Below are 14378 nucleotides of genomic sequence, written 5' to 3' on the forward strand. Positions count from 1 at the left end.
AAGGCATCATTTCTACAAACAAACTGCCTTTTATGCGTTTGATGACTCATTTCGGCTGACAGCCGGGGTTTGTATTTCATATCATATCACATAAAAATCAGGAATGCGTAAGATTTCACTTCGCAAAAAAACCAGAGGGAAAGAGCACCTCTGGTTACGCGTAATAAGCTGAAGTTATTTTTTTTACATAGTTTTGCGTTTCTTGGAAAGGAGGAATGCCTCCGTATCGGTCAACATTCCCCGGTCCGGCGTTGTAAGCCGCTAATGCCATAGACACATTGCCGTCGTATTTATCCAGCATTTGTTTTAAATATTTCGTTCCGCCCTCCACATTTTGCTGCGGATCAAGCGGATTGGAAACGCCAAGTGAGCTTGCTGTTGACGGCATCAGCTGCATGAGGCCCATCGCACCTGCTCCGCTGACCGCTTTTGCATTAAAGCCTGATTCCTGTTTGATGACGGCACGGATCAGTTTTTCATCAACGCCATATTTATCAGCGGCTTTTTTAATCGCACTGTCAATAGAAAAGTCTCCCGAACTAATCTGATTTGCTTCGTGTTTGTTTGAAGCTGAATCTGCAGCAACTGTTTCAGTGCTTTCTGCCGCTTTTGTGATTGAGCCTGAATTGCTGCTCGTATATGAGTTAAGCCCATACGCTGAAAGCAGTGACGGCGCTGTTGTATTCGCGATGTTCAGCATGCTGAGCGGGCTTGGCGATGAAGAAGGTGCTGATTGCTGAGATGCCAGACCGTTTGTATATTGGCTGAGCAAAGAGCTAAAACTTGAAAGCGGTCTTTCCGTATTCTGAGTGTCCGAGCTGCTGCGTGCATTAGATATGGACTGTAGTGCCTGAAGCTGAAGTAAAGCTGCCCAATTCGTTACATTCACGATGTCATTCCACCTTATATAGACTTTCGTTTTTCTTCATAAAAACGCAGAATTTTATTTTTGGTTTCGCGCTGAGGAATGCTGAATTGCTGAAGCAGCTTTTCGAAGGCTTGTCTGCCCTCATGCCAATCCGCCGCCTCAAATTCAATTTCATAGTCCTCTTTATTTAAATATCGGCTGTGGTCTAAAACTATTAAGCCTTTTTCTGTTTCTTTTTCCGCACGGTTTGTTGCTAAAGATCCAAAGTATTGAATGGCATCCGTATCGATCTGAAGCTTGTGCAGCTGGTCCTTCACGGGGCCCTCGGGAACTGAAAATCCAGCGAGATCTGATACCTCTGAAAGCTGTTGGTGCGTTTCCAGAAGCCCCACATCTGCCGGCTCCTTTAATGTAAGGACATACTTTCCGTTTTTTCTGCGGATACGAAGCGCAGCATGTTTTTGTTTCAGCGCGAAGCTGTCTGTATCAAAATAATGATTCTTTTGATCTGTAAAATCTTTTTCTGTCAGCTGGAGTGCCGCTGCTATGTTTTTGAATTCTTGTTTGGTCAGCATGTTTTTAAATTCGATTTCAATTTCTTGGCTCATTATGCTCTTCCTTTCCGCCCTGTAAATCTTATTTTTACTATTATCTCTTTAGATGTTAGGTTTATCAATATCGAGCTCGATATGATAAAATGAATCTGTACTTTGTTTAAAAAAGGAGAGCATTATGCAAAACAGAATCGAAATTTTGAATGCAACATTATCGGATGATCAGCTTCGCCTTACTTGTCAGACAGAAGGAAACGAAGCGGAACGCAAGCCGTCAGGTCAAATGCTAGTTGATTCTGACCACTTTGCTTTTGTATACATACTTGAATTAGCTGATTCTTTTGAATATGTCATTATAAAGGAACATGTATGGCCGGAACTGAAGCAGGCCCATGCACAAAAAATACCGGTTGTTTTAGAGGCAGGAAACCAAACAATTGAACTGGCAGGCCTGCATGAGGAGCTGGAATATCTTTTAGAAAATATAAAAGATAATGCAAACTATGGAGAAGAAATGGAAGAAAAAGTGAAACGCGTGTTTTTATAGAAACTGGTTCGGAATTGGGGGATGTATGATGGATGACAAACAATGGGAGCGTTTTTTAGTGCCGTACCGCCAGGCTGTCGAAGAGTTGAAAGTGAAGCTCAAGGGGATCCGCACACTATATGAATACGAGGACGACCATTCACCGATCGAATTTGTGACCGGACGCGTCAAGCCTGTGGCGAGCATTCTTGAAAAAGCGAGACGGAAAAGCATACCGCTGCATGAAATTGAAACCATGCAGGACATTGCTGGCCTTAGAATCATGTGCCAATTTGTCGATGACATCCAAATCGTAAAAGAGATGCTTTTTGCCAGAAAAGATTTCACCGTTGTGGATCAGAGGGATTATATTGCGGAACATAAAGAGAGCGGATACCGATCATACCATCTTGTTGTGCTGTACCCTTTGCAGACGGTATCCGGAGAAAAGCATGTTCTCGTAGAAATACAGATCCGTACACTGGCGATGAATTTTTGGGCGACCATTGAACATTCATTGAATTATAAATACAGCGGAAACATTCCTGAAAAAGTAAAACTAAGGCTTCAGCGCGCTTCTGAAGCGGCTTCCCGGCTTGATGAAGAGATGTCGGAGATCAGGGGTGAAGTACAGGAAGCTCAAGCTGCCTTTTCAAGAAAGAAAAAAGGAAGCGAGCAACAATAGGTAAAGGGGAAGAAGAGCATGAAATTTGCCGTATCATCAAAAGGAGATCAAGTTTCTGATACGCTGAAAAGCAAAATACAGGCGTATTTATTGGATTTTGATATGGAACTGGATGAAAATGAACCGGAAATCGTTATTTCAGTCGGAGGCGACGGAACGCTTTTGTATGCTTTTCACAGATACAGCGACCGCTTGGACAAAACAGCATTTGTCGGCGTTCACACAGGTCATCTGGGTTTTTATGCCGACTGGGTTCCTCATGAAATTGAAAAACTTGTTCTTGCCATCGCGAAAACGCCGTATCATACAGTCGAATATCCGCTTCTCGAAGTCATTGTGACCTATCACGAAAACGAGCGGGAAGAAAGATACTTAGCTTTGAATGAATGTACGATTAAAAGCATCGAAGGAAGCCTTGTTGCTGATGTGGAAATCAAAGGGCAGCTCTTTGAAACCTTCCGGGGCGACGGCCTCTGCCTGTCAACTCCATCAGGCAGCACAGCCTACAATAAGGCGCTGGGCGGAGCGATTATCCATCCGTCTATCAGGGCGATCCAGCTTGCGGAAATGGCTTCAATTAATAACCGCGTGTTCCGTACGGTCGGGTCACCTCTGCTTCTCCCATCCCATCATGATTGCATGATTAAGCCGAGAAACGAAGTTGACTTTCAAGTGACGATTGACCATTTAACCCTTCTCCATAAGGATGTAAAGTCGATCCGCTGCCAGGTTGCATCCGAAAAAGTGCGGTTTGCGAGATTCCGTCCGTTTCCATTTTGGAAAAGAGTCCAGGATTCGTTTATTGGAAAAGGTGAATAGAAAGAGGACATATCGTGGAGCATTTTTTTATCAGAAAGAACATTACTTCCGCTGAGGACGGGATGACTGTAAAAGAATATGCCGGTGAACTGGGAATTTCGAAACGTCTGCTGACCGATATTAAGTTTGGCGGGGGAGACCTGCAGATTAACGGTGAGCATGTGACGGTCAAATACGTTTTGAAAGAGGGAGATCTTCTTATCGTGAAGTTTCCTGAGGAACAGGTGAGCGAGACGCTGCTGGCAGAGCCTGTTCCGCTCGATATCCTTTATGAGGATGAACATGTGCTTGTGATAAACAAGCAGCCGTATGTGTCATCAATCCCTTCGAGAGAGCACTCCTCCGGCAGCATTGCCAATGGAATTATTGATCATTATCAAACAACCGGAGTGAGGGCGACAGTTCATCTTGTCACCCGATTAGACCGGGATACATCAGGTGTCATGCTTGTTGCCAAGCATCGATTTGCCCACTCCATTTTATCGTCTGCGCAAAAAAACGGCCTTGTGAAACGCCGGTATGCAGCAGTGGTTCACGGGCGGATGGCACAGATGGAGGGAACAGTCGATGCTCCGATTGGCAGACATCCTGACAGTATTATTGAACGGACGGTAACGCCAGACGGCCAGAAGGCTGTTACTCATTTTTACGTCACATGTGCAAATGACGACATGACCTCGGTGGCATTGCAGCTTGAGACTGGACGAACCCATCAAATTCGTGTTCATATGAGTTATCTCGGGCACCCGTTGTGCGGCGATACACTGTACGGCGGTACGAGACAGGAAATTGGCCGGCAGGCTCTGCACAGCGAGCATCTTTCGTTTATCCATCCGCTGACACAGAAGAACATGACGTTTCATGCTCCACTGCCTCAGGACATGAGAAAACTGATAAAAGGAGAGAATCATTGATTCTCTCCTTTTTTATATGGGGCGAAATCTTGATTCGTCGTAAGGCAAGGAGCTTGGAACAGAGACGGTTTCTATTTCTGGAAAGCGAAAGCCTGTCAGTTGATTTCCGAACACGCAGCCTGTATCAATGTTGATGGTGCGATTGACCTTTCGAGGTTCTTTCACAGGTGTATGACCGTATACCACCCAAGCCTTTCCGTTATAGGCTGCCGCCCAATCACGTCTGACGGGTCTGCCGTCCGGATATGTTTCACCCGTCACGTCACCGTAAAGCACAAAGTCCTTCACTCTGCGGGTATATTTGCCGATATCGTCAGCTCTTATGCCAGCATGGGCGACAACTAATTCTCCATTATGTAAGATGTCGTAAAGCGGCGCTGTTTCGTACAGCTTCATAAACTGTTCGCTGACTGATTTTTTCTCATCTTTGGAAAGTTCCTCAAGCTCTGCCGCTGTTGTTTCGAGACCATGCATCACTTTTACCGGATTTCCTTTTAAGTAACGATATAATTTATTGCAATGGTTTCCCGGGACATAACGCACAGCGCCTTTTTCGTAAGCGCCGGCTACAAATCGGATGACCTCTATCGATTTGGGCCCTCTGTCAGTTAAATCTCCGGCAAAAACAAGCACCCTGCCTTCTTCATGGACAGGTACTCCATTTTTGATTGTATAGCCAAGCTTTTGGATTAATGCAGTCATTTCGTCATAGCAGCCATGAATATCGCTGATGATATCGTAAGCCATGCGGTCTCCTCCTTACCGATTGTTTTATTTATTATGAAGCAAAGTGTTGTGAGTCATCACAAGCTTTTATGTGCAAATTATAGAAGAAGAATCATTTTCTAAACAGGATTAAGACCTTATCACTTTATTTTTCATCATCACCCTTGTTAAAATCGCGTTATGTTTTTTAAAAATGAGGTTTTGTTCTCTGAGTGAGAACTAGCATAACCCTGACTTAAAAAGGAGGTTCTGATTATGGCGCATACATCTGTCGCATCTTTAGTTGTTGTACTTATCGTTGCATTTTTGACACCCATCCTTTTGCATCGGTTTAAACTCAGCATCCCGGTTGTTGTTGCTGAAATCATTATGGGGCTGATAATTGGGAAAAGCGGCCTTAATTTAGTTGTGGAGGGTGACACCTGGCTCCAGACACTCTCTATGCTCGGATTTATCTTTTTAATGTTTTTAAGCGGGCTTGAAATTGATTTTTCGTCGTTTGAGAAAGGAAAGAAAAAGCAGTTCCTGCCGAATGGCAAGGAAGCGCCGAATACGTTTGCTGCGGCATCTGTTATTTTCGTCGGTATTTTTATTTTATCATTGCTCTTGTCCTATGGGTTCGTCTTGGCCGGATTTATCCAAAATGCATTTTTGATGACCCTGATTATTTCAACGATTTCATTAGGCGTTGTCGTTCCAACATTAAAAGAAGAACGGATCATGAATTCGAATATCGGGCAGATTATTTTGCTTGTTGCTGTTATTGCTGATTTGGCCACGATGATTCTTCTTGCTGTTTTTTCTTCTTTATACGGAGAGGACAGCGGAAACATGTGGCTCCTGATGATTCTGTTTGCAGCCGGAGTGGTGCTTTACTTTTTCGGCCGGGTCTTTAAACATCGCTCTTTTGTGCAGTCCATGTCAAAAGGGACGATCCAGATCGGGACGCGTGCCATTTTTACGTTAATTATTGTACTCGTTGCCCTGTCTGAATCACTTGGGGCGGAAAATATTCTCGGCGCTTTCTTAGCGGGGGTTCTCGTTTCCCTGCTTTCGCCAAACAAAGAACTTGTTCAGCAGCTGGATTCATTTGGTTATGGGTTCTTAATACCGATTTTCTTCGTGATGGTCGGTGTGAAGCTGGATATTTGGACTCTTTTCCAGGATAAAACAATTTTAATCATGATTCCGCTCCTGCTGCTGGCGCTGTTAGTCAGCAAAATCATTCCTGTCATGTACTTAAAGAAGTGGTATGATAACCGAACCATTTTCGCGTCTGGTTTCCTGCTGACATCAACGCTTTCGCTCGTGATTGCCGCTGCAACAATCGGCCAGCAGCTTCACGTGATCAGTGCAAATATGTCAGGAGCGCTCATTTTAGTAGCCGTCATTGCAAGTATTTTTACGCCGATCTGTTTTAAAAAATTATACAAACGGGAAGAGCAGCCGGAGGAGAAAAAGACGATTACGTTCATTGGCGCCAATCAAATGACTTTGCCTGTCACACTCGAATTGCCAGAGGAAGAGTATGACGTGCGTGTTGTACACGTCTACCAAGAGAATGCGGAGGAAAAGCTGTCAGAATCAGTGTTTGCTGTTGAAACAATTTCTGACTATGAACACGAGACGCTTGAATCACTCGGCATTTTTGAAACGGATATCCTCGTTGTGGCGACAGGAAATGAAGATATGAATGCAGACATTGCATTACTTGCAAAAGAAAAAGGCACAGAAAGAGTCATTGCAAGCGTAGGATCACCGGAGCATGAAGCAGCTCTGAAGGAGCAGGGAATCAGCATCTTTTCTATTCTGCTGTCGACAAAAACGCTGCTTCGCGCACTGATTGAAGCGCCTGGCGTCATGAAGCTGCTCACGAACCAAGAGTCTTCGCTGTATCAAATTAATATGGAGAACAGTAAATATGATGGTGTCATTTTACGGGAATTCCCTTTAACAGGTGACGTCATCTTTGTCAGGATCTTCAGAGGTGTGGACAGCATCGTTCCTCATGGGGATACAAGGCTGAAACTTGGAGACCGTTTAATTGTCACCGGATCTCGGGGGTACGTAACGGATCTTAAGAAAACATTGGAAGGATAAATCTTGACCAAATAAGGATTCGTGTTAATATAGAGGTGCAGAACAATTCAATATGTATTCGTTTAACCACTAGGGGTGTCCTTCATAAGGGCTGAGATAAAAGTGTGACTTTTAGACCCTCATAACTTGAACAGGTTCAGACCTGCGTAGGGAAGTGGAGCGGTATTTGTGTTATTTTACTATGCCAATTCCAAACCACTTTTCCTTGCGGGAAAGTGGTTTTTTTATTTTCAGAGGGGGAATGATTTGTGAAGTTTTCAGAAGAATGCCGCAGTGCAGCCGCAGAATGGTGGGAGGGGAGCTTTGTCCATCCGTTCGTTCAAGGAATCGGTGACGGAACGCTTCCGATTGACCGTTTTAAATACTACGTACTTCAGGATTCCTATTATTTAACGCATTTTGCAAAGGTGCAGTCATTTGGTGCCGCTTATGCGAAGGATCTTTATACAACGGGGCGGATGGCAAGCCATGCCCAAGGTACATATGAGGCGGAAATGGCGCTTCATCGCGAGTTTGCCGAGCTGTTGGAAATCAGCGAGGAAGAGCGTAAGGCGTTTAAGCCGTCTCCTACGGCGTACTCTTATACATCCCATATGTACCGTTCGGTTTTGAGCGGGAATTTCGCAGAAATCTTAGCGGCCCTGCTGCCATGCTATTGGCTCTATTACGAGGTTGGTGAGAAATTGCTGCATTGTGATCCGGGGCATCCAATTTATCAGAAGTGGATTGGCACATATGGCGGTGATTGGTTTAGACAACAGGTCGAGGAGCAAATCAACCGCTTTGATGAGCTGGCGGAAAACAGCACGGAGGAAGTGCGTGCCAAGATGAAAGAGAATTTTGTCATCTCCAGCTACTACGAATATCAATTTTGGGGAATGGCCTATCGAAAAGAAGGCTGGTCTGACAGCGCCATAAAAGAGGTGGAGGAATGTGGAGCTTCACGCCATAACGGATGACAGCAAGCCGGTAGAAGAGCTAGCGAGAATCATCATTACGATTAAGAATGAAGTTGATTTTATTCATATTCGGGAACGCTCAAAATCGGCGGCGGATATTTTGAAATTGCTCGAGCTTATTTTTGAAGGCGGTATAGATAAACGAAAATTGGTGATGAACGGGCGCGTGGATATTGCACTTTTCTCTACTATTCACCGCGTGCAGCTGCCAAGCGGCAGCTTTTCACCGAAGCAGGTCAGAGCCAGATTTCCACACCTTCATATCGGGAGGTCGGTGCATTCACTGGAGGAAGCGGTTCAAGCAGAAAAGGAAGACGCGGACTACGTGCTGTTCGGCCATGTGTTTGAAACGGATTGCAAAAAGGATCTTGAAGGCAGAGGAGTATCTTTGCTGTCAGATATCAAACAGCGGATTTCCATCCCGGTTATAGCCATCGGGGGGATGACGCCGGACAGGTTAAGAGACGTAAAACAAGCAGGGGCAGACGGCATTGCTGTTATGTCAGGAATTTTCTCTTCCGCTGAGCCCTTGGAAGCAGCCAGACGATATTCCCGTAAGCTAAAGGAGATGCGCTATGAAAAGGCATTATGAAGCAGTGGTGATTGGAGGCGGAATTATCGGTTCCGCGATTGCTTATCATTTGGCAAAGGAAAACAAAAGCGCCGCATTGTTTGAAAGCGGAACAATGGGCGGCAGAACGACAAGTGCCGCTGCTGGAATGCTGGGCGCCCATGCCGAATGCGAGGAACGTGACGCGTTTTTTGATTTCGCTATGCACAGCCAGCGTCTGTACAAAGGACTTGGAGAAGAGCTTTATGCATTATCCGGTGTGGATATCAGGCAGCATAACGGCGGTATGTTTAAGCTTGCATTTTCTGAAGAAGATGTGCTGCAGCTGAGACAGATGGACGATTTGGACTCTGTCAGCTGGTATTCAAAAGAAGAGGTGTTAGAAAAAGAGCCGTATGCGTCTGGTGACATCTTTGGTGCATCTTTTATTCAGGATGATGTGCATGTGGAGCCTTATTTTGTTTGCAAGGCGTATGTGAAAGCAGCAAAAATGCTTGGGGCGGAGATTTTTGAGCATACGCCCGTCCTGCATGTCGAACGTGACGGTGAAGCCCTGTCCATCAAGACCCCTAGCGGAGACGTATGGGCTAATCATGTTGTCGTTGCCAGCGGGGTGTGGAGCGGAATGTTTTTTAAACAGCTTGGACTGAACAATGCTGTTCTCCCTGTAAAAGGGGAGTGCCTGTCCGTTTGGAATGATGATATCCCGCTGACAAAAACGCTTTACCATGATCACTGCTATATCGTACCGAGAAAAAGCGGCAAACTGGTTGTCGGCGCGACAATGAAGCCGGGGGACTGGAGTGAAACACCGGATCTTGGCGGATTGGAATCCGTTATGAAAAAAGCAAAAACGATGCTGCCGGCTATACAGAATATGAAGGTGGATCGTTTTTGGGCGGGACTCCGGCCGGGAACAAAGGATGGAAAACCGTACATCGGCAGACATCCTGAGGACAGCCGTATTTTATTTGCGGCGGGCCATTTCAGAAACGGGATCCTGCTTGCTCCCGCAACGGGCGCTTTGATCAGTGATCTCATCATGAATAAAGAGGTCAACCAAGACTGGCTGCACGCATTCCGAATTGATCGCAAGGAGGCGGTTCAGATATGATGCTACAGCTGAACGGTAAAGACGTGAAGTGGGAAAAAGACGCAGGTACAATTCAAGACCTGCTGGCGTCGTATCAGCTTGAAAATAAAATCGTTATCGTGGAAAGAAATAAAGAAATAATCGGGAAAGAACGCTATCACGAGGTTGAGCTTTGTGATCGTGATGTCATTGAAATTGTCCATTTTGTAGGAGGCGGATGAGCATGTTAACAATTGGCGGAAAATCATTTCAATCAAGATTGCTGCTGGGCACGGGGAAATACCCATCGTTTGACATTCAAAAGGAAGCAGTAGCTGTTTCTGAGTCTGATATTTTAACATTTGCTGTAAGGAGAATGAACATCTTTGAAGCATCTCAGCCGAATTTTTTGGAACAGCTTGATTTATCCAAATATACGCTTTTGCCGAATACAGCGGGCGCCAGCACTGCTGAAGAAGCGGTTCGGATTGCAAGGCTGGCGAAAGCGTCCGGCCTTTGTGACATGATTAAAGTTGAAGTCATCGGATGCAGCCGTTCCTTGCTGCCTGACCCTGTTGAGACATTAAAAGCGTCTGAACAGCTTCTTGAAGAAGGCTTTATTGTGCTCCCGTACACGTCGGATGACGTTGTGCTGGCGAGAAAGCTGGAAGAGCTCGGCGTTCATGCCATCATGCCGGGTGCATCTCCGATTGGATCAGGACAAGGAATCTTAAATCCTTTGAATCTGTCGTTTATTATTGAACAGGCGAAAGTGCCGGTCATCGTGGATGCGGGAATCGGCTCGCCTAAAGATGCGGCATACGCAATGGAGCTTGGAGCGGATGGCGTACTGCTCAATACGGCTGTATCTGGCGCTGACGATCCCGTGAAAATGGCTCGTGCCATGAAGCTCGCAGTGGAAGCAGGGCGCCTTTCTTATGAGGCGGGCCGAATCCCGCTTAAGCAATACGGAACGGCAAGCAGTCCGGGAGAAGGTCTTCCTGTATGACAGGCAGGTATTCAAGGCAGGAGCTGTTTGCTCCGATCGGCCCATCCGGCCAGAAAAAATTGAAAGAAGCGCGCGCCGTGATTATCGGCGCCGGCGCGCTCGGAACAGCCAGTGCAGAAATGCTGGTGAGAGCGGGAGTCGGCTCTGTGAAAATTGCCGACAGAGATTATGTTGAATGGAGCAACCTCCAGCGCCAGCAGCTTTATACAGAAGATGATGTCAAAAAAGAAATGCCGAAAGCAGCCGCTGCGGAGCGCCGTCTCCGTTCGATTAACAGCGATGTTGATGTGACCGGCCTTGTCATGGATGTGACAGCAGAAAATATCTTCGAGCTGATTAGGGATGCATCAATTATAGTGGATGCGGCTGATAATTTTGAAACCCGCCTGATCGTAAATGATGCTGCGGTAAAGGAAGGGATTCCTTTTCTTTACGGTGCCTGTGTAGGGAGCTACGGTCTCACCTTTACCGTGGTGCCGGGTTCTACTCCTTGCCTGCATTGCTTGCTCGATACACTTCCGATTGGCGGAGCAACATGTGACACAGCCGGCATCATCAGTCCGGCTGTTTTGCAGGTAGCAGTCTTTCAGGTAACAGATGCACTGAAGCTGCTGACGGGAGAGGAGTGCGAGCCGGTGCTGCGCTCCTTTGATTTGTGGAAAAATGAGCGGTCAGAAGTGAGAGCAGCCAGTCTCAAACATGACGCATGCCCAAGCTGCGGCACAAAGGATTTTCCGTTTTTGTCATATGAAAATCAAACAAAAGCGGCTGTATTGTGCGGCAGGAACACGGTGCAGATCAGATCATCTATTACGAAAGAAGCGGATCTTGAAGCGCTTGCCGGTCAGCTGAGGCAGGCCGGGCTTGAAGTAGCTGCGAACCCGTATTTAATTTCCTGCCGCTCGGATGATATGAAAATGGTGCTGTTCCGGGACGGCAGAGCTTTGATCCATGGAACAAATGATATTGCCCGGGCAAAATCCATTTATCATAAATGGATCGGGTAATAAAAGGAGTGTAGTGTAATGAGTATATATAAAGCATTGACAATCGCCGGATCAGATTCAGGCGGCGGCGCAGGGATACAGGCTGATATTAAAACCTTTCAAGAGCTTGATGTATTCGGAATGTCTGCGATTACAGCGGTAACCGCTCAAAATACGCTTGGCGTTCATGGGGTGCATCCGCTGACTGTAGAGGCGTTGAGACAGCAAATTGACGCTGTTGCTGAGGATTTGAGACCGGATGCAGTCAAAACGGGAATGCTCTGGAATGCCGACATGATTGAAGAAGTGGCAAGAAAAATTGACGAGTACGGATTCAATCGTGTAATTGTTGATCCGGTTATGATCGCAAAGGGCGGGGCATCCTTGCTGCGTGATGAGTCAGTTGCCACCTTAAAGGAGTTGCTCATTCCAAGAAGCTACGCGATTACGCCGAATGTCCCGGAAGCAGAAACGCTGACAGGAATGACAATCAGCTCGCTGGATGACCGGAAAAAAGCAGCAGAGCAGCTCGTCAAGATGGGTGCGCAGCATGTCATTATCAAAGGCGGGCACCAGCCTGAGGACAATCACATTACTGACCTTCTTTTTGATGGCAGCATGTTTATGCAAATCACCCATCCTTATATCAATACGAAGCATACGCATGGCACAGGCTGCACCTTTGCTGCGGCTTTAACGGCCCAAACGGCTAAAGGAGACAGCATCCATCAGGCATTTGAGGTTGCGGCCAACTTTGTCCGTGAAGCGGTGGAAAATACGCTCGGCATCGGATCGGGACACGGGCCGACAAACCATTTCGCTTTTAAACGAAACAGCTTAAATACAAGCCGATGAGATCACCAGCTGATGGTGATCTCTTTTGCGTTTGCTACGGTATGCGCTTTTCATCTGGACAAGGTTATGATATGATAGGAATTAAGATCAGGTACTAATACTATGTCTTTATTAAATATAGGAGGCTTTATACATATGAATTTTTCACTTGAAGGCCGTAACATTGTTGTGATGGGGGTAGCCAACAAACGCAGCATCGCCTGGGGCATTGCGCGTTCTTTACATGAAGCGGGTGCACGTTTGATTTTCACATACGCTGGTGAACGCCTGGAGAAATCCGTTCACGAGCTTGCCGGAACATTAGACCGCAACGACTCCATCATCCTTCCTTGCGATGTTACAAACGACGCAGAAATCGAAACTTGCTTCGCAAGCATTAAGGAGCAGGTCGGTGTAATCCACGGTATCGCGCATTGTATCGCGTTTGCCAACAAAGAAGAGCTTGTGGGCGAATACTTAAACACAAATCGTGACGGCTTCCTTTTGGCTCATAACATCAGCTCATATTCTCTGACTGCTGTTGTCAAAGCGGCACGTCCGATGATGACTGAAGGCGGAAGCATTGTCACTTTGACGTACCTTGGCGGAGAGCTTGTGATGCCAAACTACAACGTTATGGGTGTAGCAAAAGCTTCTCTTGATGCAAGTGTGAAATATTTAGCTGCTGACTTAGGAAAAGAAAATATCCGCGTCAACAGCATTTCTGCCGGCCCGATCAGAACATTATCTGCTAAAGGCATCAGCGATTTCAACTCTATCTTAAAAGACATCGAAGAGCGTGCACCGCTTCGCCGCACGACAACACCTGAAGAAGTGGGCGATACAGCTGCGTTCTTGTTCAGCGATATGTCCCGCGGGATTACAGGTGAAAATCTTCACGTTGATTCAGGTTTCCATATCACTGCCCGCTAAGCAGGATCTATTTCAAGCAATCCCGAATAGGGATTGCTTTTTTATTTCTTCTGATTTTCAGCTTTCTGTCATATAGATAGAATATGACACAATCGGAGGGATGAAGATGTCTAATAAGAAAAGAAACGCGGATAAAAAACCGCTCATGTATATTGTTCAGCCGGATTATGCAGAAACTACAAGGTCATCCATGCAGGAGATTGTCATCAAAAGAAAGGCCGACAAACCCGCTCCGCCAAAAGCTGAGGAAAAGCCGGCTTACCATGAGAAGCAGCAGGAGGAAGCTGTGGCACAGGATGTCCTGCAAGAAGACCAAAAGCCTGCAGCTGAACCAGTGAGTCAGCAAACTCAAGAGGTGAGAGAACCAGAGAACATAAAAAGCCAGGAGGAACAGAAAGCAGAGCCGCAGGCCGTAGAAGAAACCGTCGAACACGAGCCCCCGAAAGCAGAAAAAAAGGAAGAGCCTGCACTTGAGACCCGGAAGCCTGAGAAAGAACCGGAAGCTGTCCATAGTGCTGATAAAGCGGAGGAAAAAGCACCGCCGGCACGAAAAGTGAAAAAACCGATGAGCAAGATGACGATCCACGAAAAAATTGATTTTTTAACAAAGCTGCCTCATAACATGCCGAGAGCGCTTTGTTTGATTGAAGCCAATGGAAGAACGTACAGGGGCGTGATTGTCGGAAGAAGAAATGATTCCGTCCTGCTTCGAACAACCGGAAACGGAGCCCCAACCGAACTGGCAATCGATGATATTACCTCTTTGCACCCACTCGGTTTTTAACGAAAAAGAAAAAAGCTGCCCGGCTGATGTTGCCGGAC

At 46.3% G+C, this 14378-nt stretch carries 17 protein-coding genes and 1 riboswitch; of the genes, 14 read left to right on the plus strand and 3 right to left on the minus strand.

What is annotated here, in order from left to right:
* Nucleotides 1–154 precede the first annotated feature (154 nt).
* On the minus strand, nucleotides 155–889 hold the full coding sequence (gene cwlQ, locus QF06_RS04735; RefSeq protein WP_041850976.1) for a bifunctional muramidase/murein lytic transglycosylase: 735 nt from the start codon (nucleotides 887–889) through the stop codon (nucleotides 155–157).
* A 14-nt stretch (nucleotides 890–903) separates the two neighbouring features.
* Nucleotides 904–1476, minus strand: coding sequence for a CYTH domain-containing protein (locus QF06_RS04740; RefSeq protein WP_015252351.1), 573 nt, complete (start codon nucleotides 1474–1476; stop codon nucleotides 904–906).
* Between the two features lie 124 nt (nucleotides 1477–1600).
* Between QF06_RS04740 and QF06_RS04745 the strand changes: the two genes are divergently transcribed.
* From QF06_RS04745 to QF06_RS04760, 4 genes are read left to right on the plus strand one after another with little or no spacing between them, the layout of a single operon-like run.
* A complete protein-coding gene (locus tag QF06_RS04745; protein ID WP_041850975.1) occupies nucleotides 1601–1969 on the plus strand; it encodes a UPF0738 family protein in 369 nt (122 codons plus the stop codon).
* Between the two features lie 28 nt (nucleotides 1970–1997).
* Nucleotides 1998–2633: a GTP diphosphokinase gene (gene yjbM, locus QF06_RS04750; RefSeq protein ID WP_003245294.1), complete on the plus strand. Its 636-nt coding sequence runs from the start codon at nucleotides 1998–2000 to the stop codon at nucleotides 2631–2633.
* An 18-nt stretch (nucleotides 2634–2651) separates the two neighbouring features.
* Nucleotides 2652–3452, plus strand: coding sequence for an NAD kinase (locus QF06_RS04755; RefSeq protein ID WP_003232918.1), 801 nt, complete (start codon nucleotides 2652–2654; stop codon nucleotides 3450–3452).
* Between the two features lie 14 nt (nucleotides 3453–3466).
* Nucleotides 3467–4366, plus strand: a complete 900-nt coding sequence (locus QF06_RS04760; protein ID WP_041850974.1) for an RluA family pseudouridine synthase — start codon at nucleotides 3467–3469, stop codon at nucleotides 4364–4366.
* 12 nt (nucleotides 4367–4378) lie between these two features.
* On the opposite strand, the gene prpE is transcribed toward QF06_RS04760, so the two are convergent.
* Nucleotides 4379–5113 carry a bis(5'-nucleosyl)-tetraphosphatase PrpE gene (prpE, locus tag QF06_RS04765; RefSeq protein WP_003232912.1) on the minus strand — a complete coding sequence of 245 codons (735 nt, stop codon included), beginning with the start codon at nucleotides 5111–5113 and terminating at the stop codon, nucleotides 4379–4381.
* Between the two features lie 234 nt (nucleotides 5114–5347).
* Here prpE and QF06_RS04770 point away from each other — a divergent pair, with 234 nt between their 5' ends.
* The 10 genes from QF06_RS04770 to cotO all read left to right on the plus strand — a co-directional run bounded on the left by QF06_RS04770 (nucleotide 5348) and on the right by cotO (nucleotide 14340).
* Complete coding sequence (locus tag QF06_RS04770; RefSeq protein WP_015715673.1) at nucleotides 5348–7192, plus strand: monovalent cation:proton antiporter family protein; 1845 nt, start codon at nucleotides 5348–5350, stop codon at nucleotides 7190–7192.
* Nucleotides 7193–7253: 61 nt separating this feature from the next.
* Nucleotides 7254–7362, plus strand: a riboswitch (TPP riboswitch).
* Nucleotides 7363–7440: 78 nt separating this feature from the next.
* Nucleotides 7441–8151, plus strand: coding sequence for a thiaminase II (gene tenA, locus QF06_RS04775; RefSeq protein ID WP_003232909.1), 711 nt, complete (start codon nucleotides 7441–7443; stop codon nucleotides 8149–8151).
* The gene (gene tenI, locus QF06_RS04780) at nucleotides 8126–8743 is read left to right on the plus strand and encodes a thiazole tautomerase TenI (protein WP_041850973.1); all 618 of its coding nucleotides are present in this window, start codon (nucleotides 8126–8128) and stop codon (nucleotides 8741–8743) included. Before tenA ends, tenI begins: the two co-directional genes overlap by 26 nt.
* Complete coding sequence (gene thiO / locus QF06_RS04785; protein WP_041850972.1) at nucleotides 8727–9836, plus strand: glycine oxidase ThiO; 1110 nt, start codon at nucleotides 8727–8729, stop codon at nucleotides 9834–9836. Before tenI ends, thiO begins: the two co-directional genes overlap by 17 nt.
* On the plus strand, nucleotides 9836–10036 hold the full coding sequence (gene thiS / locus QF06_RS04790) for a sulfur carrier protein ThiS (protein ID WP_015252345.1): 201 nt from the start codon (nucleotides 9836–9838) through the stop codon (nucleotides 10034–10036). The genes thiO and thiS overlap by 1 nt, the downstream gene beginning before the upstream one ends.
* Nucleotides 10033–10803, plus strand: coding sequence for a thiazole synthase (gene thiG, locus QF06_RS04795; RefSeq protein ID WP_010886483.1), 771 nt, complete (start codon nucleotides 10033–10035; stop codon nucleotides 10801–10803). The genes thiS and thiG overlap by 4 nt, the downstream gene beginning before the upstream one ends.
* Entirely contained in the window at nucleotides 10800–11810 is a 1011-nt protein-coding gene (gene thiF / locus QF06_RS04800) for a thiazole biosynthesis adenylyltransferase ThiF (protein ID WP_033883575.1), read from the plus strand. The genes thiG and thiF overlap by 4 nt, the downstream gene beginning before the upstream one ends.
* Nucleotides 11811–11828: 18 nt before the next feature.
* Complete coding sequence (gene thiD / locus QF06_RS04805) at nucleotides 11829–12644, plus strand: bifunctional hydroxymethylpyrimidine kinase/phosphomethylpyrimidine kinase (RefSeq protein WP_014479462.1); 816 nt, start codon at nucleotides 11829–11831, stop codon at nucleotides 12642–12644.
* A 135-nt stretch (nucleotides 12645–12779) separates the two neighbouring features.
* Nucleotides 12780–13556 carry an enoyl-ACP reductase FabI gene (fabI, locus tag QF06_RS04810; RefSeq protein ID WP_003232896.1) on the plus strand — a complete coding sequence of 259 codons (777 nt, stop codon included), beginning with the start codon at nucleotides 12780–12782 and terminating at the stop codon, nucleotides 13554–13556.
* A 100-nt stretch (nucleotides 13557–13656) separates the two neighbouring features.
* The gene (cotO, locus tag QF06_RS04815; protein ID WP_003232894.1) at nucleotides 13657–14340 is read left to right on the plus strand and encodes a spore coat protein CotO; all 684 of its coding nucleotides are present in this window, start codon (nucleotides 13657–13659) and stop codon (nucleotides 14338–14340) included.
* Nucleotides 14341–14378: the final 38 nt, after the last annotated feature.

The sequence above is a fragment of the Bacillus sp. YP1 genome, from assembly GCF_000877815.1.
Taxonomy (GTDB): domain Bacteria; phylum Bacillota; class Bacilli; order Bacillales; family Bacillaceae; genus Bacillus; species Bacillus subtilis.